At 39.7% G+C, this 25,373-nt stretch carries 25 protein-coding genes; 6 read left to right on the forward strand and 19 right to left on the reverse strand.

The annotated features are described in order from the left end of the window. Positions 1 to 65: 65 nt before the first annotated feature. The 6 genes from rnb to CVP05_RS07370 all read right to left on the reverse strand — a co-directional run bounded on the left by rnb (position 66) and on the right by CVP05_RS07370 (position 5,035). Positions 66 to 2,045, reverse strand: a complete 1,980-nt coding sequence (gene rnb, locus CVP05_RS07345) for an exoribonuclease II (RefSeq protein ID WP_100288922.1) — start codon at positions 2,043 to 2,045, stop codon at positions 66 to 68. 78 nt (positions 2,046 to 2,123) lie between these two features. Then, a complete protein-coding gene (locus CVP05_RS07350) occupies positions 2,124 to 2,912 on the reverse strand; it encodes an SDR family oxidoreductase (protein WP_100288923.1) in 789 nt (262 codons plus the stop codon). Between the two features lie 105 nt (positions 2,913 to 3,017). Next, positions 3,018 to 3,287 (reverse strand): hypothetical protein, encoded by a 270-nt coding sequence (locus CVP05_RS07355; RefSeq protein ID WP_100288924.1) that lies wholly within the window; start codon positions 3,285 to 3,287, stop codon positions 3,018 to 3,020. A 17-nt stretch (positions 3,288 to 3,304) separates the two neighbouring features. Continuing rightward, positions 3,305 to 3,706, reverse strand: a complete 402-nt coding sequence (locus CVP05_RS07360; RefSeq protein WP_100288925.1) for a phage holin family protein — start codon at positions 3,704 to 3,706, stop codon at positions 3,305 to 3,307. A gap of 118 nt (positions 3,707 to 3,824) precedes the next feature. Then, positions 3,825 to 4,136 (reverse strand): ElaB/YgaM/YqjD family protein, encoded by a 312-nt coding sequence (locus tag CVP05_RS07365; RefSeq protein WP_100288926.1) that lies wholly within the window; start codon positions 4,134 to 4,136, stop codon positions 3,825 to 3,827. Positions 4,137 to 4,279: 143 nt separating this feature from the next. Further along, the gene (locus CVP05_RS07370) at positions 4,280 to 5,035 is read right to left on the reverse strand and encodes a Nif3-like dinuclear metal center hexameric protein (protein ID WP_100288927.1); all 756 of its coding nucleotides are present in this window, start codon (positions 5,033 to 5,035) and stop codon (positions 4,280 to 4,282) included. Between the two features lie 289 nt (positions 5,036 to 5,324). On the opposite strand from CVP05_RS07370, the gene CVP05_RS07375 reads away from it, so the two are divergent. The 4 genes from CVP05_RS07375 to CVP05_RS07390 all read left to right on the forward strand — a co-directional run bounded on the left by CVP05_RS07375 (position 5,325) and on the right by CVP05_RS07390 (position 9,917). Further along, positions 5,325 to 6,164, forward strand: coding sequence for a 23S rRNA (adenine(2030)-N(6))-methyltransferase RlmJ (locus CVP05_RS07375; protein ID WP_100288928.1), 840 nt, complete (start codon positions 5,325 to 5,327; stop codon positions 6,162 to 6,164). Positions 6,165 to 6,177: 13 nt separating this feature from the next. Beyond that, positions 6,178 to 7,194 carry a LacI family DNA-binding transcriptional regulator gene (locus CVP05_RS07380; RefSeq protein ID WP_100288929.1) on the forward strand — a complete coding sequence of 339 codons (1,017 nt, stop codon included), beginning with the start codon at positions 6,178 to 6,180 and terminating at the stop codon, positions 7,192 to 7,194. A gap of 154 nt (positions 7,195 to 7,348) precedes the next feature. Then, complete coding sequence (locus tag CVP05_RS07385) at positions 7,349 to 8,755, forward strand: hypothetical protein (protein WP_100288930.1); 1,407 nt, start codon at positions 7,349 to 7,351, stop codon at positions 8,753 to 8,755. Further along, complete coding sequence (locus CVP05_RS07390; RefSeq protein ID WP_100288931.1) at positions 8,748 to 9,917, forward strand: iron-containing alcohol dehydrogenase; 1,170 nt, start codon at positions 8,748 to 8,750, stop codon at positions 9,915 to 9,917. Before CVP05_RS07385 ends, CVP05_RS07390 begins: the two co-directional genes overlap by 8 nt. A 65-nt stretch (positions 9,918 to 9,982) precedes the next feature. Here the strand turns inward: CVP05_RS07390 and CVP05_RS07395 are convergent, their stop codons facing one another. Then, positions 9,983 to 10,777 carry a hypothetical protein gene (locus CVP05_RS07395; RefSeq protein ID WP_100288932.1) on the reverse strand — a complete coding sequence of 265 codons (795 nt, stop codon included), beginning with the start codon at positions 10,775 to 10,777 and terminating at the stop codon, positions 9,983 to 9,985. 332 nt (positions 10,778 to 11,109) lie between these two features. Here CVP05_RS07395 and gorA point away from each other — a divergent pair, with 332 nt between their 5' ends. Then, positions 11,110 to 12,480, forward strand: a complete 1,371-nt coding sequence (gene gorA, locus CVP05_RS07400; protein ID WP_100288933.1) for a glutathione-disulfide reductase — start codon at positions 11,110 to 11,112, stop codon at positions 12,478 to 12,480. A gap of 333 nt (positions 12,481 to 12,813) precedes the next feature. Further along, on the forward strand, positions 12,814 to 13,800 hold the full coding sequence (locus CVP05_RS07405) for an amidohydrolase family protein (protein WP_100288934.1): 987 nt from the start codon (positions 12,814 to 12,816) through the stop codon (positions 13,798 to 13,800). 31 nt (positions 13,801 to 13,831) lie between these two features. On the opposite strand, the gene CVP05_RS07410 is transcribed toward CVP05_RS07405, so the two are convergent. The 12 genes from CVP05_RS07410 to hpaA all read right to left on the reverse strand — a co-directional run bounded on the left by CVP05_RS07410 (position 13,832) and on the right by hpaA (position 25,157). Further along, positions 13,832 to 15,277 (reverse strand): NAD-dependent succinate-semialdehyde dehydrogenase, encoded by a 1,446-nt coding sequence (locus CVP05_RS07410; RefSeq protein ID WP_100288935.1) that lies wholly within the window; start codon positions 15,275 to 15,277, stop codon positions 13,832 to 13,834. An 8-nt stretch (positions 15,278 to 15,285) separates the two neighbouring features. After that, on the reverse strand, positions 15,286 to 16,086 hold the full coding sequence (hpaI, locus tag CVP05_RS07415; RefSeq protein ID WP_100288936.1) for a 4-hydroxy-2-oxoheptanedioate aldolase: 801 nt from the start codon (positions 16,084 to 16,086) through the stop codon (positions 15,286 to 15,288). Between the two features lie 26 nt (positions 16,087 to 16,112). After that, entirely contained in the window at positions 16,113 to 16,916 is an 804-nt protein-coding gene (gene hpaH / locus CVP05_RS07420) for a 2-oxo-hept-4-ene-1,7-dioate hydratase (RefSeq protein ID WP_100288937.1), read from the reverse strand. A 34-nt stretch (positions 16,917 to 16,950) separates the two neighbouring features. Next, positions 16,951 to 17,340: a 5-carboxymethyl-2-hydroxymuconate Delta-isomerase gene (locus CVP05_RS07425; protein ID WP_100288938.1), complete on the reverse strand. Its 390-nt coding sequence runs from the start codon at positions 17,338 to 17,340 to the stop codon at positions 16,951 to 16,953. Between the two features lie 58 nt (positions 17,341 to 17,398). Then, entirely contained in the window at positions 17,399 to 18,253 is an 855-nt protein-coding gene (gene hpaD / locus CVP05_RS07430; RefSeq protein ID WP_100288939.1) for a 3,4-dihydroxyphenylacetate 2,3-dioxygenase, read from the reverse strand. A gap of 17 nt (positions 18,254 to 18,270) precedes the next feature. Beyond that, a complete protein-coding gene (hpaE, locus tag CVP05_RS07435) occupies positions 18,271 to 19,731 on the reverse strand; it encodes a 5-carboxymethyl-2-hydroxymuconate semialdehyde dehydrogenase (RefSeq protein ID WP_100288940.1) in 1,461 nt (486 codons plus the stop codon). A gap of 16 nt (positions 19,732 to 19,747) precedes the next feature. After that, positions 19,748 to 20,512: a fumarylacetoacetate hydrolase family protein gene (locus tag CVP05_RS07440; protein WP_100288941.1), complete on the reverse strand. Its 765-nt coding sequence runs from the start codon at positions 20,510 to 20,512 to the stop codon at positions 19,748 to 19,750. Positions 20,513 to 20,516: 4 nt separating this feature from the next. Further along, positions 20,517 to 21,203 carry a fumarylacetoacetate hydrolase family protein gene (locus CVP05_RS07445; RefSeq protein WP_100288942.1) on the reverse strand — a complete coding sequence of 229 codons (687 nt, stop codon included), beginning with the start codon at positions 21,201 to 21,203 and terminating at the stop codon, positions 20,517 to 20,519. Between the two features lie 12 nt (positions 21,204 to 21,215). Next, positions 21,216 to 22,544: a TRAP transporter large permease gene (locus CVP05_RS07450; RefSeq protein WP_100288943.1), complete on the reverse strand. Its 1,329-nt coding sequence runs from the start codon at positions 22,542 to 22,544 to the stop codon at positions 21,216 to 21,218. A gap of 4 nt (positions 22,545 to 22,548) precedes the next feature. Continuing rightward, positions 22,549 to 23,076 carry a TRAP transporter small permease gene (locus CVP05_RS07455; RefSeq protein WP_100288944.1) on the reverse strand — a complete coding sequence of 176 codons (528 nt, stop codon included), beginning with the start codon at positions 23,074 to 23,076 and terminating at the stop codon, positions 22,549 to 22,551. Between the two features lie 12 nt (positions 23,077 to 23,088). Then, complete coding sequence (locus CVP05_RS07460; RefSeq protein WP_100288945.1) at positions 23,089 to 24,117, reverse strand: TRAP transporter substrate-binding protein; 1,029 nt, start codon at positions 24,115 to 24,117, stop codon at positions 23,089 to 23,091. A 137-nt stretch (positions 24,118 to 24,254) separates the two neighbouring features. Further along, positions 24,255 to 25,157: a 4-hydroxyphenylacetate catabolism regulatory protein HpaA gene (gene hpaA, locus CVP05_RS07465; RefSeq protein ID WP_243389218.1), complete on the reverse strand. Its 903-nt coding sequence runs from the start codon at positions 25,155 to 25,157 to the stop codon at positions 24,255 to 24,257. Between the last annotated feature and the right edge of the window lie 216 nt (positions 25,158 to 25,373).

Below are 25,373 nucleotides of genomic sequence, written 5' to 3' on the forward strand. Positions count from 1 at the left end.
CCTTACTGAGTTTAAATAGGTTTTCAATTCGGCTTGTTTCTTTGTCTCAGGCCGAATTGATTTGACTATATAATGTGACCAATAATACTACGAGTTTCAACTTTCACTTCGGTTAATTTTATTTTCACAATATCACCAATTTTATAAGCGCGCTCTCCTTTTATGTAGAAAGCGAGTTCGTCAGAATTGATGGTGATTTCTTCTTTGTTGTTATGTAAGCTTGACGCGGGTACAAAAACGCTAGCGCCATTTTCTAATAATAAAACACGTAGACCACCACGACTCACATCTTGTATTTCACCTTCAAACTCTGGTGAAAGAGCAAGTTTGTCTTGTAGATATAACGCATATAGCCAATCAGCAATATCACGTTCCACTAAGCGATTCTGTTTTCGTGCTTCTTGCAAACGTGCTAATATAGGCTCATTCGGCTTTTGACAAGGTTGCTGAGTGAGACAAGCTTTAATTAAGCGATGATTAACCATATCCGAATATTTGCGAATAGGGGAGGTCCAAGTGGCATAGCCTGTTAAACCTAAGCCAAAATGTGGCGCGAGTTCAGCTTTAAATTCTGCAAAAGTGAGAAAACGACGTAAACGTAATTCAAGATAGTCTCCCGCTATTGGCTCTATGTCATGACGCATTTGGCAATAGCCAGCTAGGGTAGAAAGATTTTCCGGTGAATAACGTTCTGTTAATGCCTCCCGATTTTCATCATTGGCTAATTGGTTTAATAAAAATTGCTGTACAGCAGGTAGATTTTTTTTATCAAATCCAGCATGGGTATTAAAGATACCGCAATGTGCATGTTCGTCTAAATATAATGCGGCACAAATGTTTGCAATGATCATAGATTCTTCAACGATTTGATTTGCTATACGGCGATGCTCTGCTTTAATTTCTTTGACTTTGCCATTATCTTCAAGCAGGAAAGTGTAATCAGGTTTTTCTTTAAATAATAGCGAATGTGTTTTACGCCATTGTATACGTGCGAGTGTAAATTGATGTAACCAGTCAATTTGTTGTTGAGTATCGGGGTGTTCAGGTTGCCAAGCATTTGGTTGTTGCTCGAGATAATTTGATACGTTGTTGTAAGCTAATTTCCCTTTGGATTGCACAAATGCGGATACAAAAACGGGTTTAGCAGAGATATTGCCAGTTAAATCTGTTTCAATATAACAGACAAGGGCGGGGCGTGTTTCATTGGCTACCAATGAACAGAGTTCGTCCGATAATTCGCGTGGTAGCATAGGAATATTGAAGCCAGGCAAGTAATTCGTAAAACACCGCTGCTTAGCATCTTGTTCAATTTGCGAATCAAGGGCAATATAAGCAGTTGGATCAGCAATTGCGACAATTAATTTCCAACCTGTTTGCGTGCCGTTATTTGTGATGGGTTCAATATATAACGCATCATCCATATCTTTTGTTGTTTCACTATCGATAGTCACAAAATGAAGTGCGGTCAGATCTTCACGAGTTTGTTGATCTAACATTTCATAGTGGTCTTGGCCTTCTACCGGATAGCGGGATTGTTCGTGGCGTGCTAATGTGACCCACCAAGGCGCAAAATCATCGTTAGCTGCACAAATAAATTGTTCAATTTGCGCAAAGAAGAAACGATCGTCACGTAAAGGGTGTGTTTTTAAGCGAGCGACAACCCAATCTCCCTCCTTTAATTGCTCTTTTTTGATAGGGTTAGCACAATTTGCGCCTATGGGTTGATTAATATTTGGATGATCGACGATAACCTGCAATTTGCCTTCTTTGTTAAAGCGTACTTTCGCAATAAAGCGATCGAGCATAGCTTCAATTAACGCATCAGGTTCAGCTTGTTCTTTGTCATTAATGGTTTCTATTACCGCTTTAATTTTATCACCATGCATTAGCTTTTTCATTGCCATTGGCGGAATAAAATAGCTTTTCTTTTCACACTCAAGAAAGCCATAAGCTTTGTCGGAAGCTTTTACGACACCTTCTACATGGGGTTTACTTTCGCGAATTTGTTGTTTAAGTTGACTTAATAGGGGATTGTTTTGAAACATGTTATTGCTATGGAAAGTTAATATAAATGGAATAGGGCGGTGGGGACCGCCCTTTGAAAATAATCAATATTGAGCAAATTACTCTTCGCCTAATTCGCCCATTGCGGTAATGCTAAATCCAGCATCAACATGCACGACTTCTCCAGTGATGCCTGAAGCTAAATCAGAACATAGGAACGCAGCGGAATTACCAACGTCTTCAATGGTAACGGTGCGACGTAGTGCAGCCGTTTTCTCAAAAGCTGACAGCATTTTCTTAAAGTTTTTGATGCCAGAGGCGGCAAGTGTACGGATTGGACCTGCAGATACCGCATTAACGCGAATACCATCTTTACCTAGATCTGCTGCCATAACACGCGTAGCGGCTTCAAGAGAAGCTTTCGCTAAACACATTACATTATAATTTGGAATAGCGCGTTCAGCCCCTAAATAAGTCAGGGTTAATAGGGCTGCATTTGGATTTAAAAATGGACGTGCAGCTTGTGCCATAGCAACAAAACTATATGCACTAATATCGTGAGCAATGCGATAACCTTCTCGGGTTGCAGCATTAACATAATCGCCATCTAATTGATCACCTGGTGCAAAAGCGATAGCGTGAACAAAACCATCAAACTTATCCCAATGTTTGCTTAATTCAGTAAAGCAATTTTGAATGCTTTCATCGGTTGCAACATCTAACGGCAAAACAATATTAGAATCAAATTCTTTGGCAAACTCTTCAACGCGTGGTTTTAATTTATCATTTAAATAAGTGAACGCAAGTTCAGCGCCTTCACGTTTCATGGCAGCAGCAATGCCGTATGCAATAGAACGATTGCTCGCAAGACCAGTAATAAGAATTCGTTTATTTGTTAAGAAACCCATAATATATCCTAAATGATTAGTGGAGAAGATTTTGCTTAGTATAAGGCAAAAAACAAATAACGCAAATCAGACCTTGATTTTTCAGCAGGATTGCGTTGTTTGTTTTTATTTCTGTCTGTTTCCGAGTAAGTAAAGAGCCGTTAATCCAAGTGCGGAATAGCTTAATCCTTTAACCGTCAATAATTTGCGTTTGAGTAAGGCAAAAAGTAATGCTCGAATAAGTGGATTTGAAAAACTTAAGCCTAAATTTTTTATCCCTGCAAAAGGCTGAGATACATTGCGGCGAGTATGTTGGCTTTGTGCTAATAATTTCATGCGTAAAGCATCGCCTTTCATGATTAATAGCTCTTTTTCTTCGGTCAGTTGGTTTTTCATTGTCGCCTCCTTACCAATTAATTACTATGTGATGATTTATCAGCTAATTGTTTTAATGTTGCAATATCTAATTTTACTTCCTCTAGGGTATTTTGCATAAATGTACGTTGTTTCTTAAGAGAATTTAAGATGACGAGGAATAAAATGAATGCAATGAATACGCCACCACCACAGATAGCACTGAATACAATGAATTTTTGTTGTGGATCGGTAATATAAGCATTAACCGCAAACAGCCCACTCATTAATGCAATCAGCAAACATACCACTAAGATAAGTGCGGAAATAAGGGTAATAATTAAACGTTCTTTTAATTGGCTTAACTCAATACGAGCCATATCTAGGCGAACTTGTGCTAGCTCAAGCGTCGTAATGAGAATGTTTTTTATACCCACTTTAATATTTTGAATAGCTTGCATAGGATTCCCTCAAAGGCTGTCACGAGTAACAATAAAGATTGGGCGAACTGAGTTCGCCCATTTGTTTAGATATAAAGTCGTTTTAGTTATCTTACGCCTAAAACATAACTTAAAAAGCTTATTTTTTGCTGATTAAAACACCTAATAATAAGCCGATAACCCCAGCAATACCGATAGCTTTATAAGGATTGTCTTGAACAATAGCATCAGTTTGTTTTGCCACTTGTTTCGCTCCAGCTACCGCATCTTGCTGTAAATTGCTGAACTGTTCTTTTGCGCGACCAATACGCGAGTTTAGGGTATCTTTCAATTTTTTGAGTTCAGCTTCGCCTGATTGTTTTTGGTCATCAAATAATTCTTCCGCATTAGCTAAAATATCACGAATTTCATCTAATAAGGCATCACGTTTTTTATCGAATTGACTCATAATTTCCCCTTTGGTTGTCTTTCATATACATTTCTTTTCTAGAAAATAGATAGAATTTATTTGCTAGATGTCCTCATGATAGTCAAACTCTATTAACAATGTCAAATTTTAATCATATTTTTTTGTCAATTAATCTCTATTTTTGTCTATGCAGGATTATCAATATCTTTGAATTCCACATCAAAGTGGTACTGCTCAGCGAGCCATTCACCAAGCGCTTTGATGCCATAACGCTCTGTAGCATGATGTCCAGCCGCAAAAAAATGCATGCCTTGTTCACGGGCGGAATGAATGGTCTGTTCGGAAACCTCTCCCGTAATATAAGCATCGAGTCCTTTAGCCGCAGCAAGATCAATATAGCCTTGTCCTCCACCGGTGCATAAACCAATAGTTTTAATTAAAGTTGGGCCAGCATCACAACACACAAGGGGGGTACGTTGTAATTTTTGCTCAATTCGTTGGATAAAAGCTTCACTTGTTATTGGAGCAGTTAACTCGCCATACATAGGAATACTATTAGTTGTGTCTTCCAACGGTTTTAAGTTTTCAATACCTAATAGCTGAGCAAGTTGAGCGTTATTACCAAGCTCAGGGTGTATATCTAAAGGCAGATGATAGGCATATAAGTTTATTTCATGCTGCAATAAGGTTTTAATCCGTTTGCCTTTCATTCCTCGAATACATGGGTTTTCACTTTTCCAAAAATAGCCATGATGAACTAAAATGGCATCGGCATTTTGGCTAACGGCATAATCAATTAATGCTTGGCTGGCGGTCACGCCTGTGATGATCTTTTTGACTTCTGTTTTGCCTTCAATTTGTAGACCGTTTGGCGCATAATCTTTGATACTATTTGCATTTAATTTTTGATCAAGCAGCTGTTCAAGCGCAATGTTATTCATAATATCCCTCTAGTATTTGGCTATTTTGCATTAGTCTAAAGGATTTTTAATGAATCATCAAAAGTCCAATAAAAAAAGTTGGCATAAATTCGTGGGGGATGAATTTATACCAACTCAAATTGAACAACCTAACAATTATTTATTTTTATAAGATAGATTCATTATATACTTGTTTATATAACAAGGCAAGGAGAATTTATGTGCATTCAAATAGGAGGAAGTCCATGATTCTCATTTGCTAAAAAGTGCGGTAGAATTTTACAAATTTATTTTATTATTAAGGGCTATCATGCTGAGCTATCGTCACAGTTTTCATGCAGGCAATCATGCAGATGTACTCAAACATATTACTTTAATGTTAATTATTGAGAGTTTACAACAAAAAGAAAAAGGTTTTTATTACCTCGATACGCATGCGGGCGTGGGGCGCTATCGCCTTTTTAGTGAAGAAGCTGAGAAAACGGCAGAATTTAAAGAAGGAATTGGGCGGTTATGGGCGCAAAAGGATATGCCGGAAGAGGTTGAGCGCTATATACAATTAATCAGAAAACTCAATGGTAGCCAGACGTTGCGATATTATGCCGGTTCACCATTGATTGCTGCCACATTGTTACGCCAGCAAGATCATGCGTTATTAACAGAGCTACACCCAACAGATTTTCCTTTATTGCGTCATAATTTTAGTCAGTTTAAGAATGTGACGACAAAACGTGATAATGGCTTTCAGCAATTAAAAGCAACATTACCGCCTAAAGAACGTAGAGGGTTAGTGCTCATTGATCCGCCTTATGAACTGAAAGAGGATTATGAATTAGTCGTAGAAGCAATCAAAGAAGGATATAAACGTTTTGCCACAGGAATTTATGCCATTTGGTATCCCGTTGTATTGCGCCAGCAAATTAAACGTATGATTAAAGGGCTGGAATCCACAGGTATTCGTAAAATCTTACAGCTTGAGCTGGCAGTTCGTCCTGATAGCGATCAAAAAGGCATGACGGCAAGTGGTATGATTGTGATTAATCCGCCTTGGCAATTAGAAAGTCAAATGAAAAAAATTCTACCATATTTAACCGCACTTTTAGCGCCAGAAACAGGGAGTTGGACAGTAAACTGGATTACGCCTGAGTAATGGTGAGGCTGTCATGTTTTCATCAAAAGATGTGGCTAAAAGAGCAGGCGTTTCACAAACAACGGTTTCCCGAGTGCTGAATACGCCTGAGCGAGTGAAAGCAAAAACTCGTGATAAAGTATTACAAGTGATACAAGAGTTAGGTTATGTGCGTAATGAAAATGCGCGTAATTTGGTTGCCAAACGTACATATACTATCTCGTTAATCTCTGGCCCGTTGCACAATCCTTTTTATGTGGACACGACTTCTCGAATTATTCAGTATGCAACTACTTTGGGTTATAAGGTAAATGTCCATTTTTCGACTATAGATAATGCACAGCATATTTATGAATTAGCGTTAAGCCACAAAATCGACGGCTTAATCATGTCTTGTGTTTTATTAGATGATCCTATTGTTGAACAATTAAAGAAATTGAACCTGCCTTTTATTAGTTTTAATCGTCGCCATTCAACAGCAAGGCATTTTGTTGAAATTGATAATATTGCAGCTGGGCGAAAAGCGTTACAACACCTAGTGGATTTGGCGCATACTGATATTTTGTGGATTGGCGCCTCAGATGTAGTGAGTACTTTTCGTGATCGTTTTATAGGCTTTAAACAGCATTATGAATGGTTGAAAAAACAACCGAATTCTTCCAAACTCAACGTGAGGACGATTAATTATAAACAATTAGATCAGCCTGACTTACGCAAATTGTTGACCAAATTATATCAAACCAAGCGATTACCAAGTGCAATTTGTGCAGCAACAGATGCAATGGCAATTGCCGCAATGGAGATCTTAATTTCTTTGGGGGTATCAATTCCCGAAGACATCAGTATTATTGGCATTGATAATGTGGATTTAAGTGGCAATTATCTAGTGCAATTAACCACAGTGGGGGCCGAAAATAATACTTGTCTCGGCTTATTGGCTATTCAAAAACTCATTGAGATGATTGAACATAAAGATAAGCTAGATGAATTTTCCATCACCTTACCCGTTTCTTTATACACACGTGGTAGTACTCAGCAATACAATCAATAACAAATGTTAAAAAAATGTTGACTAAACTTTTTTGTATCTTATTGTGAATACGTAACCATTTTGTGAATTCGTATTCATTAATGGCTAACAGTAAGGTTAACAATATGCTGTCTTTTGTTCCTAGTGAAATCTATTTAATTATTAGGAGTCGAACATGAGAGTTTTTGCCCAGTGGAAAACACGCAAGTCTGGAGAGCCCGCACCTTATATTCCTTTCGGACCATTTCAAATTCGTTTGCCTTTTATTCATTACCGCTTTGAATGGCCTGATTATTTACAAGGTCTATTGATGTGTGCGGTTGATTTAGCAGCAATTCCATTATTAACCCAATTGCTTGGAATGCCATTTGAAGTGGCACTTGCAATTATTGTATTGAATGGACTATTTTATCTAGCTCACCATTTACTTGGTGATCCTTGTGTACCAGGTTGGATCACCCCAGCGATTCCTTTGATCATGATATATTGTCAGCAGTTTCCGGAAGGACCGGAGCGTATTCATTCATTAATCGCTTTCCAAATGATGCTAGGCATTTTATCTATTTTCTTAGGGGCAACAGGATTGGCTTCTAAAATTGTTCGTCTTATTCCATCTGCAATAAAATCAGGGATCATTATTGGCGCGGGTTTAGCCGCTATTATCTCAATTTTCCAAGTCGGAGGACGTTTTGAAAGTTTTCCTTGGTCCATCAGTATTGCGGTAGGTATTGCTTTCTATCTACTTTACTCGGCACATTTTGCGCAACTACAACAGCGTTTTTCAGTATTAAACACCATTGGCAAATTAGGCATTTTTCCGATTATTTTACTAGCGGTTATCATTGCGCCGCTTTTTGGAGAGGCGAAATGGCCTGACATTAAATGGGGATTTTCTCAACCGGATTTTAAAACATTGTGGGAGCAATATACGATTTTTGGCATTGGATTTCCTCCTATTTCCATGTTTATTACAGCAATTCCCACAGTATTAGCGACTTATATCGTGTTGTTTGGTGATATTTTACAAAATAAAGCACTGGTTGCAGATGGACAGGCAGTGCGTACTGATGAAGTGGTGAAATATAAATCGAGTCGCGCTCATCTTATTTTTGGAGGGCGTAATACTATTATGAGTATTGTTGGGCCCGATGTGACTATGTGCGGGCCGATTTGGTCTGCAATGCAAGTAGTGATGATTGAGCGTTGGAAAAAAGGCCGTCAAGCAATGGATTCATTCTTTGGTGGAATTGGTTCATTCCGTTGGGGAACGAATACTGGGTTGTTATTAATGCCCATAGTGAGTTTGGTGGAACCTATTTTAGGTATTGCGTTAGCATTAACTTTATTGATTCAGGGCTATGTCAATATGAAAATAGGGGTATTAGAAGCGAAGTGTGGTAAGGACTTAGGTATAGCGGGCATTGTTGCTGCCATCTTATGTATCAAAGGCGCGGGTTGGGCGTTTGCTGCTGGCATTTTATTGTGTGGATTGATTTTTGGTCGAGATTTTTTTAAAGGGGAAGTGGATTATACCTTTACTAAAGATCATGATAAACAATTAGAAGGAGAGGGTAATGATTAAAACAACATTTGTTCCCCAAAATATTCATGGGTGGGGAAGTTTAAGTGCTTTGCCTGACGAGGTGATTAAGTTTGGTGCGAAGACCGTACTGCTCATTACGGATCCATTTTTAGTTCAAAATGGTTTGAGCCAAAAGATCGTGGATATGTTAAATGAAAAACACATTGCATGCATAGTAAATAGTGATGTGGTACCTGAACCACCTATTGAGAGTGCTGAGAATTTAGTTAAATTTGCCCGTGCACATACTGCTGATTTAGTGATTGGATTGGGTGGTGGAAGCGCTTTAGATTTGGCAAAATTGGTTGCGGTATTGGCCACTCAAGAAGGGCAAGTCGCTGATTATTTAAATTTAACGGCGAAAAAACAGTTTCAATCGAAAGGGCTGCCTAAAATATTCATTCCCACCACATCTGGAACAGGCTCAGAAGTCACAAATATTTCCGTATTATCTTTAGCTAGCACAAAGGATGCGGTTGTACATGATTATTTATTGGCTGATGTCGTGATTGTCGATCCGGAATTGACGGTTTCTGTTCCTGCCAAAATTACTGCGGCGACAGGGATTGATGCCTTGACTCATGCGATAGAATCTTATGTATCAGTCAATGCTACTCCGATAAGTGAGGGGTTCTCACTACAAGCGATTAAGCTTATCGCAGGTTCCTTATTAACAGCCGTTCGTGAGGGAAATAACAAACAAGCTAGAATTGATATGAGTTATGGGAGTTATTTGGCTGGCTTGGCTTTTTTTAATGCCGGTTGTGCCGCTGTGCACGCATTAGCATATCCTTTAGGTGGACAATTTCATGTTTCTCACGGCGAATCTAACGCGGTATTACTGCCGTATGTGATGAAATATATTGCTAAAAGTTGTGAGTCAAAGTTGAAAGATATTTATCAGGCAATGGGATTTAATATCGGCTCACTTTCAACCCAAGAGGCGGCAATAAAATGTATTCAAGAATTAGAACAGCTGGTGCATGCCGTCGGAATTGCAAACAGTATTCAGGCATTTAATATTCCAGAATCTGCACTGAGCACATTGACAGCTGAGGCTATGAAGCAAACCCGTTTACTTGAACGTAGCCCATTACGTTTAACTCAAGAGGATATTTATCATATTTACTACGCGGCATATCATGGACATGGTGAGAAATAAAGCTTGTAACCGGGTGCGGTTTTGCCGCGCCCGGTGTTAGGTCGTAATTCAAACGTTATATAGGCTTAGAAAGTATAAGTCACTTTCACGCCGACTTCGTGTGTATAGTTTTTAGGCTCAAAAATCTCCTCAGCTTCGTTAGAGTCAAATACTTTCCAGCCTCGATAGAATGGACCGAATGTCAATTTTGTATCATAAGGCAGACGAGCTGACACCAATAAATCCACTTCAACACCTTTACCATTTCTTTGCTTATTGACAATGGTTGATTCCATATATGAATATTGTTTACCACGAATGAGCTGATTATAAGCGACACGAGGGGTAAATTCATAATTTGTAGCGAAAGGGATAACCATGCCGACAGCTAAATGCGCGTAGAATAATTTGTTTTTACGATCGTAATCATCGTGCTGAATTCTCGTACTGTGATCATTCAGTTCCCGATAACCGAAACCAGGCTCAATAAACGCGCTAATGTCTTGGTACACAGGCATGCTGTACTGATAGGTTAAGCGGATATCAAAGCTATTACGGGGAGCGCCTTTCTGAGTGACGGAGCCGTAAGGGGAGCCTTCTGGATTTTCTTCATCACCATTAACACCGCCAATATAATTGATTTTACCTTTAGAATAGCGTCCAGCAAGTTTAAGGGAGTGTTGTTGATTGAAATTGTATTTGACTGCGCCATTAAAAGACCAGAGATTGCCACGTTGTTGCATAAATCTTTCATTACCTTGAACATATTCTCGATAGGTCTCTTTATACCATTCGCCACCCAAAGTATATTCTACTGGTGAAGCGGAGGCGATATTCATTTGTAGCAAAGCTACACTCGCGATAAGACAGAGTTTTTTCATATTTTTTCCTATAGTTATAAAATTGTATGACTCATTATTTTGAGTATTTTCTCCCTCACAAGCGCTTATTTTTATTGATTGAGAAAGCAAGGTAGAAAACACCGCTATATTTTTAACATAAATCAAAATGTAAGTTAATAATATTAATTGTAAATTTAAGAGTTTTATGTGTTTATCATTTACTTTTTAAATGAAAGTGCGGTCAGATTTGAAGGATTTTCTGGAGATATATTGATAAAACCGATTAAACTAATTTAATTGGACTGGTTGTCTTTATAGCGCTTTTGCCGCAGAATAGAAAAAATTTTTGAACCTGAAAAAAGGATAATAATATGACTAAACATTATGATTATTTAGCGATTGGTGGTGGTTCCGGTGGAATCGCGTCAATTAACCGTGCTGCAAGTTATGGAAAAAAATGTGCCATTGTGGAAGCCAAATATTTAGGTGGGACTTGTGTTAATGTCGGTTGTGTGCCTAAAAAAGTGATGTTTTATGGCGCACAAATTGCAGAAGCGATTCATCGTTATGCGCCTGATTATGGCTTTGATGTTAAGGTAAATAATTTTGATTTTGCTAAGTTAGTTGAAAGCCGACAAGCTTATATCGGACGTATTCACACCTCTTATGGCAATGTGTTAGGCAAAAATAATGTCGATGTATTAAATGGTTTTGCCACTTTTGTTGATAGTAAAACTGTTGAGGTGAAATATGCTGATGGTAGAACAGAGCGTGTTACAGCTGATCATATTTTAATTGCGACAGGCGGTCGTCCTTCTCGTCCAAATATTCCTGGTGCAGAATATGGAATTGATTCTGATGGTGTTTTTGCATTGGATACATTACCAAAAAGTGTCGCAGTTGTGGGGGCGGGTTATATCGCTGTAGAGCTAGCTGGTGTTTTAAATAGTTTTGGGGTAGAAAGCCATTTATTTGTGCGTCAACATGCGCCATTGCGTAACCAAGATCCTTTAATTGTCGAAACTTTACTTGAGGTGTTAGAACAAGATGGTATTAAACTACATACCCATTCCACGCCTGAAGAAGTGGTAAAAAACGCAGATGGTTCTTTAACGTTGAAATTAGCCGATGGTCGTGAACAAACAGTTGAAACACTCATTTGGGCGATTGGGCGTGAACCCGCAACTGATGTGATTAATTTACAAGCAGCCGGCGTGGAAACCAACGAACGTGGCTATATTAAAGTGGACAAATTCCAAAATACTAACGTGCCTAATATTTATGCCGTTGGAGATATTATTGAGGGTGGAATAGAGTTAACGCCGGTTGCGGTTGCCGCAGGTCGTCGTTTATCTGAACGTTTATTTAATAATAAACCGAATGAACACTTAGATTATAATTTAGTGCCAACGGTCGTATTTAGCCACCCGCCGATAGGTACGGTGGGACTAACAGAACCACAAGCCATTGAACAATATGGCGCAGACAATGTGAAAGTGTATAAATCCAGCTTTACGGCCATGTATACTGCTGTGACACAACATCGTCAGCCTTGTCGCATGAAGTTAGTATGTGTAGGCAAAGATGAAAAAATTGTGGGGTTACATGGTATTGGCTTTGGTGTCGATGAAATGATTCAAGGGTTTGCCGTGGCCATTAAAATGGGTGCAACAAAAGCAGATTTTGATAATACGGTTGCTATTCACCCAACCGGTTCAGAAGAATTTGTGACGATGCGCTAACGATAAAGGCTTAATATGCGAAGTGCGGTGAAAAAAGAAAAATTTTTTACCGCACTTTTTTGATTATACTCAAGAAATCAATAGCCAAAACCAATTATATTTTTTTGTGGCAAGTCACTATACTATCCACCTAGTGCCAAGACAGGACTAGATACCAAATGTTATTAATTAAAAATCTGAGAATTTTTCATAACATTCCCAACTACACAGACACAAGGGGTTTATTATTGTGTCGTGCCAGTCTTTTATTTTTGATTAATCTGAATTTCTTATCTCTTTCCATCTACGATTTGGCTGCTTTTCGTTCGCTTAGTTTCACAATCTGAGGTGATTATGAATAACTTAATTCCTACCCTGAAATCCTATATCCGAGATGAAATTATCAAAAAAGGCGGCTGGGTTAATGCCCATGCGCATGCTGATCGCGCATTTACGATGACGCCTGAAAAGATCAATATTTATCGTACTGCCAATTTGCAACAAAAATGGGATTTGGTTGATGAAGTAAAGCGTAATTCAAGCATTGAAGATTATTATGCGCGTTTTAGTCAAGCGATTGAATTAATGATTTCTCAAGGGGTAACAGCATTTGGGACCTTTGTGGATATTGATCCGGTGTGTGAAGACCGGGCGATTATCGCAGCACACCGAGCGCGTGAAGTGTATAAAAATGATATCGTACTGAAATTTGCGAATCAGACCTTAAAAGGTGTGATTGATCCTGTCGCGAAACAGTGGTTTGATATTGGTGCGGATATGGTCGATATGATCGGCGGTTTGCCTTATCGTGACGAATTGGACTACGGTAAAGGGTTAGAAGCGATGGATATTCTACTTGAGGCAGCGAAATCACGCGGTATTATGTGCCATGTACATGTGGATCAATTTAACACCCCGACGGAAAAAGAAACCGAACAGCTTTGCGATAAAACGATTGAACATGGTATGCAAGGGCGAGTGGTTGCGATCCATGGTATTTCGATCGGTTCTCATTCTAAAGACTACCGTTATCGTCTTTATGAAAAAATGCGCCAAGCTCAAATGATGATGATTGCTTGTCCGATGGCATGGATTGACAGCAATCGTAAAGAAGAACTTATGCCATTTCATAACGCATTAACGCCAGCAGATGAAATGATTCCAGAAGGGATCACCGTGGCCATTGGTACGGATAATATCTGTGACTATATGGTTCCCCTTTGTGAGGGAGATATGTGGCAAGAACTCAGTTTATTATCTGCCGGTTGCCGTTTCCCAGATTTGGAATCAATGGTTGATATTGCGAGTGTCAACGGGCGTAAAGTATTGGGATTGGAGTAATATAGAGGCGGTAATATACCGCCTCAATCCTTTAGACTTTCCAGCACAAGTATTTCATTTCTAAAAACTCTTCCAGCCCATATTTAGAGCCTTCTCGACCTAAACCGGATTCTTTAATTCCTCCGAATGGTGCGATTTCATTGCTGATTAAGCCTTCGTTAATGCCCACAATGCCATATTCCAGTTGTTCGGCCACGCGCCATAAACGAGAAATATCTTGTGTATAGAGATAAGAGGCTAAACCAAATTCCGTATCATTAGCCATTGCGACAGCTTCTTCTTCGCTATCGAATTTAAAAATAGGGGCTAAAGGCGCAAATGTTTCTTCTTTGGCAACACGCATAGATTGTGTGACATTCTTTAATACCGTTGGTTGGAAATAAGTGCCACCAAGATCATGACGCTGTCCGCCGAGTACTATTTCTGCGCCATTATCAATCGCGTTTTGAATATGTTCTTCGATTTTTTGTACCGCACTTTGGCTAATTAATGGCCCTAAATTCACACCAGGTTCATTAGCAGAACCCACTTTAAATTGAGCCACTTTTTGACTAAATTTCTCTACGAATTGATCGTAAATCCCCGATTGAACGTAAATGCGGTTGGTGCAGACACAAGTTTGCCCACTATTACGAAATTTGGAAGCAATAGCGTTGTCAACCGCATTATCTAAGTCTGCATCATCGAAAATAATAGACGGGGCGTTACCACCTAATTCAAGGGCGAGTTTTTTTACTGTGCTAGCAGATTGCTCCATTAAAATTTTACCAACGCGAGTAGAACCTGTGAACGTTACTTTTCGCACAAGTTTGTTCGTTGTCATTTCTTTACCCACTCCTACCGCATCGGTGGAGGTGATGACATTAAATAAGCCTGCCGGAATGCCAGCTTGGTGAGCTAATTCAGCTAAAGCCAATGCAGATAAAGGGGTTTCTGCCGCAGGTTTAATGACAATGGCACAACCTGCAGCCAATGCCGGTGCAGCTTTGCGTGTAATCATCGCATTAGGGAAGTTCCAAGGGGTAATCGCGGCAACGACACCGATGGGTTGTTTGATAACCAATAAGCGATGGTTTGTTTTATCTTGTGGCAACACATCGCCATATATACGCTTTGCTTCTTCTGCAAACCATTCAATAAAGCTTGCACCATAAGCAATTTCGCCACGACTTTCAGTAATGGGTTTACCTTGTTCTAAGCTTAAAATTTGAGCGAGTTCTTCTTGATTGGACATAATTAAATCATGCCAACGGCGTAAAATCTGTGCTTTTTCTTTTGGGGTAACCTGTTGCCATTTTTTTTGTGCAATGGCTGCGGCTTCAATGGCTTTACGGGTTTCGTTTATGCCCATATCAGGAACATGACAAATGACTTGGTTTGAAGCAGGATCGATGACCTCAAAGGTTTTCTTATCATCTGCAATAACAAATTGTCCATCAATATAGCATTGCGTTTTTAATAAAGAAAATTCAGACATATAGGCTCCTAGTAAATTTGGTTTGCATTGGGAGAGATATTGATGTTATCACTATTTTTATATTTTTGGGCTAAATTTTTAAGTGATTGCATCAATAATGAAGTGTCCACCCCGACAGCAACAAATAAACAACCCAATTGCAAATAATGTTTTGCTAGGGTTTCATCGGCATATAAGATCCCCGCTGCTTTATTGGCTTGATTAATGGTATGAATGGCCTGCTCAATGGCATATTGTACATCAGGGTGGCTTGGGTTGCCTAAATGACCAAGTGAGGCGCTAAGATCTGCTGGGCCAATAAAGACCCCGTCAACGCCTTCCACTGCGACAATTTCGTTAAGATTGTCCAAGCCTTTTTTCGTTTCAACTTGGACTAATAAACATATTTCGTCATCAGCACGTTGTAAATAATTCGGTATGGTATTCCAGCGTGAAGCGCGAGCTAAAGCACTCCCCACACCACGTACGCCTTTAGGTGGGTAGTGAATTGCTTTGACTAATTCTCGTGCTTGCGCTGCACTTTCTACCATTGGAATTAATAGGGTTTGAGCGCCAATGTCGAGTAGTTGCTTAATCATATAATTTTCGCCAATAGGGGGGCGAACAATTGGGCTGACAGGGTATGCAGCAAGGGTGTGTAATTGATGCAGTAAGCTTTGCAGATCATTTGGCGCGTGTTCTGCATCCAGTAATAGCCAATCAAACCCCGCATTGGCGGCAAGCTCACAACTATAGCCACTGGCTAAGCCGAGCCATAAACCAATTTGTGCTTGTTTTGCTTGTATATGTTGTTTAAAAATATTTTTCATTTTTGACCGCACTTTTTATCTGTTATTTATACAAATTGCATAGAAATACTACCAAGTTCATGGTAGTCCACATGGAAAGTGTCGCCTCGCCGTGCTGCGACAGGTCGAGTGAATGAACCGCCTAAAATAATTTCACCGGCTTTTAAGGTCACGCCATGGGGGAAGAGTTTATTAGCAAGCCAAGCGACACCTTTGATTGGGTTATTCAGTACTGCGGCAGATACGCCGGACTCTTCCACAATGCCATTACGATAAAGTACGGCAGCTATTCGGCGTAAATCCATATCCATTGGTTTTATTGCGCGCCCACCTAATACAACGCCGGCATTAGCCGCGTTATCAGAAATCGTATCAAAGACACGTCGTGGTACTTTGCTTATTCGGTCAAATTGTTCAATGCGAGCATCAATGATTTCAAGGGCGGGAATAACATAATCTGTTGCATTAATGACATCAAATATGCTGCAGTTCGGGCCCGATAGATCGTTTTTTAAAATAAACGCTAGCTCAACTTCCACTCGGGGAACAATGAAACGATCAAAAGGAATTTCACTGTTTTCTTCAAAAAACATATCATCAAGTAATGCGCCATAATCCGGCTCATTAATTTGTGAACTATTTTGCATGGCTTTTGAAGTTAAGCCGATTTTATGTCCTTTGAGGCTTCTCCCTTCTTGTATTTTTAAGGCAACCCATGCTTGTTGAATGCGGTAAGCATCTTCAATAGTAATGTCTGGATAAGCCAGTGAAAATTGGGGGATTTGCTGGCGATTTTTTTCAGCTTCATTTAGCTGCTGAGCTAATTGATTTACAATATCATGTGATAGCATATTTTCTCCTTTTAGATATAAAAGTGCGGTAGTTTTAAGGGGATTTTTTAAACCTTAAATGCACGTTATTTTTTTTAAAATTCAATAACTCATTTAATTCAGTGATTTCAAAAGATAGCGCAAAATAACCTTGTTCAAATAAGGGTTGAAAATAGTCAGTGAAGATCGTAAACAGATTTTTGCCAATCGGCAGTAAATCTTCTGATGCGCGGCCTGCGCCGATTTTTAAGGTAATGTGTATAAATCCATCGTCTTCAGCACCGTCAGCCATACGGTAAATGTCTACCCAATGAACACGGCTGCGAATACCGCCTAGTGGAAATATACCTGTGCTGGCTAGATAGTTGTGGACTTGGGCAAAGAGCGGTTGAAAATCTATGTTTTTTTTCAGATTATCAGTGGCTTCTATAATAATATGTGGCATAGAGATTCCTTTTCATGGAAAAGTGATAAATAACGGGCGACAACAATCGCCCATAGATTTATAAATGTTCGACAGGAAACACGGCGTTAATTTGTCCTGTACCGGAGCTTGGGAATAAATCTGTCAGGATTTCTACTGGTTTGTCGTAGTTATCCCAACCGAGCATGCCGAGTAACATAACCGTGTCGTGCATATTGCCTTCGCCTCGACAAAAATCCGCATATTCAGGCAGCATTTTACAAAATTCCTTAAAATTACCTGCACGCCACATGTTTACAACATGCAAATCGATTTGCCGTTCAAACTCACGGGTATAGCTATTCATACCTTCTTTGGCAAGATGATCGGGAATAAAGTAATGGGATAAGGAGCCGCTAGCTAAGACAGCTACTGTACCGTCGTAGTCGTTAATCGCCTCCAGTACGGCTTCGCCTAATTTTCTGCTGTCTTCAAAAGCATGAGAAGTGCAAAAAGCGGAAATTGAAATCACTTTAAACGCTTTGTCAGCATTCATATAACGCATAGGCACTAATGTGCCGTATTCCAGTTTTAAGCTATCAATTTCATGAGCCTGTGCACGCACGCCTTTCGCAACGGCTTTTTCTACAATCCCATGACCCAATTGAGGATTGCCATCGTAATCAAAGTGAATATCGCGGATAAAATGAGGCAGTTCGTTACTGGTATAGACTCCCGAAAAATGGCGACAACAGTTAATATGATAAGCGCTGTTTACTAGCCAATGGGTGTCGAAAACAATGATTGTATCGACACCGGCTTCACGACAACGGCGACTTATTTCGTAATGTCCTTCAATAGCAGATTGACGGCAGCCTTGATGTTTACCTGGCTGTTCAGATAAATACATAGATGGCACGTGTGTAATTTTTGCAGCTAATGCGAGTTTACCCATAATGAGCCTCCTAACAATTAAATTCCCCAGCGAGGGATATGATGATCATGCATGGAAATACAAACATTTTTGATTTCAGTAAAGACTTCAAAGCTATATTCCCCTCCCTCACGTCCAACACCTGAGGCTTTAATCCCTCCGAAAGGTTGTCTTAAATCGCGGATATTTTGGCTGTTGATAAACACCATGCCGGATTCAATTCCATCAGCTAAGCGTAATGCTTTGGTAATATCTTGAGTCCAAATATAGGAAGCAAGCCCGTATTCCACATCATTAGCAAGTTGTAAGGCTTCGGTTTCATCTTTAAATTTCATTAAACATACTACTGGTCCGAAAATTTCTTCTTGAGCGATACGCATTCTATTGTCTACGTCGGCAAAAACAGTAGGCTGAATAAAATTGCCTTTTTGTAAATGGGCTGGCAAGTGTTGTGGGCGTTCTAGGCCGCCGGCAACTAAATTGGCGCCCTCTTCCATGCCAATACGAATATAGCCGGTGACTTTTTCATAGTGTTGGCGGGTAATCATCGAGCCGACTTGTGTGTTGAAATCTTGCGGATCGCCAACAATGAGGCGTTTTGCTCTAGCGGCAAATTCTTTAACAAATTCATCATAGACACTTTCTTGGATAAAAATGCGGGATCCGGCGGTACAGCGTTCGCCATTGAGAGAAAAAATAGTGAATAATGCAGCATCTAAAGCACGTTCTAAATCCGCATCATCAAAAATTAACACGGGGGATTTGCCACCTAATTCCATAGAATATTTTTTTAGACCCGCATGTTTTAGGATATTTTTGCCTGTTGCCGTACCACCCGTAAAGGAAATGGCTCGAATGTCATTATGCGTGACGAGGGCATGTCCTGCGGTTGAACCATAACCTTGAACCACATTTAATACACCTTCTGGAATGCCGGCCTCAAGAGCTAAACGACCTAATTCATTGGCTGTTAATGGTGAAAGCTCAGACATTTTTAATACCGCTGTATTACCTAACGCGAGGCATGGTGCGGTTTTCCAAGTGGCTGTCATAAATGGGACATTCCAAGGCGAAATGAGCGCACATACGCCGATAGGTTGGTAAAGGGTGTAGTTGAGCATTTTGTCATCAACTGGATAACTGTGGCCATTCATACGTGTGCACACTTCGGCAAAAAAATTGAAATTATGGGAGGCTCTAGGAATCAAAACGTTACGCGTTTGATGAATGGGTAAACCCGTATCTAATGTTTCTAATTCTGCGAGTTTTGGCACGTTTTTATCAATTAATTCCCCCAAATTACGCATTAAACGGGCGCGTTCTTTGGCTGGTGTTTTAGCCCATTTAGGAAAAGCGGTTTTTGCCGCTTCAACAGCCGCATTAATTTCTGTTTCGCTACCAGAGGCCACTTGGCAGATGACTTCTCCTGTCGCTGGGTTGATATTTTCAAAGGTGCTGTCACTAGCGACCTCTTTGCCGTTAATCCAATGTTTAATCATGTTATATCTCCTATATTCAGTGTGATTTGTTCCAGAAAGCTCGTTCGCTGACTATGTAATTGGTGAGCTTGCCAATTTGCTCAATTTCAACTTCTACGCGATCACCCACCTTGACATCGGCTAGACCTTTTGGAGTACCTGTTGCGATCATATCGCCTGGTTGTAGGGTAGTAATGTGAGAGAGATACTCAATCAGATAGGCAATATCAAAAATCATGTCTTTGGTATTGCCTTGTTGACATAATTCCCCGTTGATCCAGGTTTTTAAGCTTAGATTCATGGGATCTTTAATGTCTTCTTTATCTACGATGTATGGCCCCACCGGTGTGGTCGCGACGCGATTTTTAACGCGCAAGTTGGGGCGATAGTAGTTTTCTAAATAATCTCGAATAGCATAATCGTTGCATAAGGTGTAACCTGCTACGTAATCGAGTGCATGTTCACGGTTGATATTTTTGGCAGTTTTGCCAATAACGACCACTAATTCACATTCATAATGCATGTAGTCGATATTATCTGGTCGCCAAGTCGTACTATTATGCCCCGTATAGGTGTGGTGGGTTTTGATAAAAACTAAAGGGCGTTCTGGGGGCTTAAAGTCTAATTCGGAAGCATGATCCGCATAGTTTAAGCCAAGTGCATACATCATACCTTGTGCAGGTGGTAGCCATTCTACAACCTCTGTGGGTAATATTTCGCCTTGCTCAGTTAATAAGCCCTGTTCAGTGACTTCAACGCTGTAAATTTGATCTCTATATAAAATTCTTGCATATTTGCCCATAATCTTACTCGCTTAAAGCTAAAATTTGATTGGAAAGTGTGCCAAGTTGTTCAAAACGAACACAAACTTGATCTTGATCTTCTGCTATTGCAGGGGAATCTTCTGTCCCTGTTAAGAGAACATCACCGGCTTTAAAGGACATGAACTGACTGAGAAAACTAATGAGTTCAGCCACAGAATAAAGGGTATCGGTTCGATAACATGCCTTTTGAATTTGGTTATTCACTTCTACCTGAATGGCAATTTCTTCGGTATTTTTAACCGCACTTTTGTTTAGGGCTTGGCCTAGTACACAGAAACTGTCTTGGCAGCGCCCTATAATATCGGGACGATAGTAGTCATCGCTCGGTAATGAGTAGAGTACGGCGGGGAGATAAGCGCTGACATAATCTAAAGCCTGTTTAACCTCAACGGGTTGAAGATCTTTCGCAAAGACGACACCTAAGTGCGGTTCGATTCGCAATTTTTTTTGGGCGATAGGTAATAACACGGGGGCGCCGCTACGATTATGTGTGGCTTCAGGCAGCACATAAATAACCGGTGTTTTGGGTGCACCGTTATAAGGTGCTTGTGCTAATTCAGCCTGTTTGCGTAATAACAACTGCTTTGAGTTCAACGCAATCACAAACACTGTGGGTTGACGTTGGGCTGATGAGCGTTGTGTAATGTATTTAGCTAATGAAACTGACATATTTTCCTCAACTTAAAATAAATGAACTAAACCGAGAACGATCATTGGGAAGCACGCCACTAAGACAATTCGGATCAAATCCGATGCAATAAAGGGGAGTACCCATTTTGATGTGCTTAAGAGCGGTGTATTTTTATCCATTTTATTGATAATAAAGAGATTAATTCCGACTGGTGGGGTGATTAAGCCGATTTCGACGACCATTAAGGCAACAATACCAAACCAAATAGTTTTGTCTTGTGCGGACATTCCCCAAAAATCTAAGCCTAAAATAATCGGATAGAAAATAGGAATGGTCAGTAGGATCATTGCAAGAGAATCCATTACACAGCCTAAAACAAGGTAGATCAGGATAATCATAAATAACACCAGCAATGGCTCATAACCTTGACCGACAACCCAAGTAGCAAGCTGAGCCGGCATTTGAGTTAAGGCAAGGGCTGAATTAAGTAAGTCTGCACCAATCAATACCATGAAGATCATGGCGCTAGAAGCGGCGGTTTGGAGAATGCTTTGTATCAGACCTTTCCAAGTTAACCCGCCGGATAGCCATGAGATAATGCCACAGGCAGCGGCTCCGATTGAGGCGGATTCTGTTGGGTTTGCCCAGCCTCCGTAAATACTGATAATCACGACGGCAAAAACCATAAAAATGGGTAGTACTTTAATCTGTGATTTGACAGCTTGTAAAAAAGGCACTTTTTCGGAGACAGGCCCTGCTTCAGGGCGTAGACTCACCAAGATTTTGATCACGACGATATAACCCAATAAGGCCAAGATACCCGGTATGATTGCCGCAACAAACAACTTGCCGATGGATTCTTGCGTTAATACAGCATAAATGATCAACGGTACCGAAGGCGGAATTAAGATACCTAATGTACCGCCAGCGGCTAAAGTGGCTGTACTTAATTTACCGGAATAGTGGCGTTTTTGTAGTTCGGGCATGGCGACTTGTCCCATTGTGGCAGCGGTGGCCAATGATGAACCACAAATTGCACCAAATGCGGCACAACTGCCGACAGCGGCCATTGCCATACCGCCACGCCAATGTCCAATAAAATGACTTGCAGCCTGAAATAACGCTTTTGACATACCGCCATGAGAAGCCAGCTGTCCCATCAAAATAAACAAAGGCACGACGGCAAGATCGTAATTGGATAAGCGAGCATAAGCCAAGCCGTTGAGGGTAAACATCAAGGTATTCAAATCCCCATGTCCCAAATAGGCATATAATCCGGCGGCGGCTAAAAACATGGCAATGCCGATATGTATTCGAATTAATAATAGGGTAAGTAGGATAAAAAAGCCGACAATCCCCATTTCTAAACCACTCATCATAATGTTAATCCTTAGTATTCAGATGAAGAATGAAGTGATAGAAAGCGCATAGAGCCATCATAATGAAGCTTGGGATAATTAATGCATTTGGGATCCACATAGGAAATGAGAGTAATGCGCTGACCTCTTCATATTCTTTGAGATCCTGTACTTGTAATCCGATACGCCAAACCAGTAATAGTGAAACAGCAAACAAGCAAAAGTCCGCCAGTGCATCGAGTTTATTGCGTATAGATAGGGGGAGCTTTGCGGTAAAAAAATCCACTTTTAAATGTTCTGACATGATGGTACAAAACGGCAGAAATAGTGAGGCTGCAACAGCACAACCCATTTGCATAATCTCAATATCACCGATTACCCCACCGGAGCCGAGTTTGCGATCAATTAAGGAATAGCACGACATCATAATGAGTGCTATAAAGATAAAGCCACCCAAAATAGCCATTCCTTGTGTAATACGGAAAAGATATATTCCAATCGAATAGCGCTGTATTTTTTCAGGTAGGGTATTTTCTAGCATAACCTCACTCATAACTTACTCCTACTATTGTTGGTATTTCTGTACCATTTGGCGTAAATCATCTAACATTTTCTGACCATCTAGCCCTTGTTTTTCCATATTTTTAAACCAGTCTTGTGGCACATTCGCGGTAAGTTGTTTCATTTTTTCGGTATGTTCCGCGTTAAATTCAGTGATCGTGCCACCTTGTTCTAGGGATTTTTTTCGCGCGTTTTCTTCAGCGCTTTCCCATGCTTGGGTAATCCGTTCAAGCAATACGGGGCCAGAGTTATTGTCTAAAATAGTTTTGAGATCGGCTGGTAGGGAATCATATTTTTTCTTATTCATTATCAATGATAATACGGTGACGGTTGGAAAAGGTTCGCCTTTGGCAGGCATTACATGGTACTTAGTGACCTCATCTAATTTGGTCGGTAATACAACTTCCCAAGCGCCCATTGCGCCATCAACTACGCCTTTAGAGACGCTTTCGGCAACTTGTGAAGGCGCAATGGAAATGGCGGATCCTCCGAGTGCTTGAATAACTTGTGAGGCTAAACGGGTTGGGGTGCGTAATTTTAACCCCTGTAGATCCTCAACATGATTTAAGGGTTTATTGGCATGGAAAGTTACCCCTCCGTCAGTTTGCATAGAAAGGACTTTAAATTGCTTAAATTCGGTGTCTTTGGCATATTTTTCAAAATATTCCCAAGCAACTTTGTTGCCTGTTTTCGCATCGGGTAATAAGAATGGCATTTCTAAGCCTTCAATAATTTTAAAACGTCCAGAAGAGTATCCTGGTGCTGTCCATACGATATCCGCAACACCATTACGCACCTGATCAATGAGCTGTGCTGCGGTACCACCTAATTGGTTTGATGGATAGAGTTGGCATTCAATCCGCCCTTTAGATTGGGTATTTAAATGTTGACACCAAGGCTCAAGTACATCTTGTTGAATAGTGGAAAGTGCGGGCAAAAAATGACCAATTTTTAATGTTACCTTGTCTGCGGAGAAAGCGGTTGTTGACAAGGTGAGGGCTAAAAGGGGGGCAAATAAGTGATATTTTTTCATGAATAGCTCCTTTTTAAACGAAATAAATTATTTTTGTTACAAATTTGTAACTTTTTTATAATTGTTTTATAGGCGCTTTAAAATGCATTTTTCTCGTAAAAAATTGCACTTTTTCATGAAATATTCAGTTTTTTTATTTATTTGTGACGTTGATCTCGAAACTTTTTAGGCGATAATTTTGTTTCTTTCAGAAAAAAGCGAGAAAAGTAAGACGGATCTTTAAACCCGAGTTCATAGGCAATTTGATAAATGGAATCTTGAGTAAAAAGTAATTTTCTTTTGGCTTCTTGGATTTGCCTTTCAATAATGATACGTTTGGCTGACTCAGTGGAAAATCGTTGGCAAATAGCATTTAATCGGCTTTCGGTAATACATAACTTTTCAAGATATTGAGGGATTTTCCAGTTGTTTTTGAAATTTTCTTCAATGAGAAAGTTAAACTCATTAAACAGTTTAAGTTCATTATTTTTAGGCGTATAAGCCACTTGATTATTTTGCGCTAAGCGATAAATGCTTAATAAAATCAGTTTAGCATATAAGCGAAGTGCGGTCTGTTTTTCTTCAATATTTTCTTTATATTCATTGGCTAAAGCCGTAAAGATATACTCCATTTGAAAAATACTTTTTTGGTGTTCGGGAGAATGAGGATTAAGCTCAATACACATGGGATAAAAGTAGTTAATATCCCGTTTGAGAGAAACAAGTAATTGCCAAATAAATTCTTGAGGAATCGTTAAAACATGCCCATGAGTATCTAAATTTGTTTTAAAACCATGTGGCGTAGAAGGCGGTGTTAAAAAGAAACAAGGCGCTTTAAGAGAATATTCTTTTTCATCTAATTGTAAAAAAATACTGCCTTCCGTTAGGTAATGAATTTGATAAAAGCGATCGTGGAAATGGACTAATGACGTTCTACCATAGAATAAAGCAAAATTATCAAAGGTTTCATAATGAATAATCGCATTGGTATCTAAACTGCCGTAGGTTTTTTCAATATTAATATTTTGCATTGAATGCGTTGCATTGTTTAACCCTTCCATGATTTTAATCCTTTTGTGTTGTTTGATTTTCTACATACTTTGTATCCTAATTAGGGAATAAATAAATGTATAGTTGAGAGAGACAAAATATCGACATAGATCACATTTTATTAATATTTTGCGGTATAAAGGGGAAAAGTACCTTTTTTGGCATAAAAATTGCATTTTCTCTGAAGAATAAATCTTCTATAACGTTAATAAATTGTTAACACGTAT

It is taken from the genome of Conservatibacter flavescens, assembly GCF_002795425.1.
In the GTDB taxonomy this organism is placed as follows: Bacteria; Pseudomonadota; Gammaproteobacteria; order Enterobacterales; family Pasteurellaceae; genus Conservatibacter; species Conservatibacter flavescens.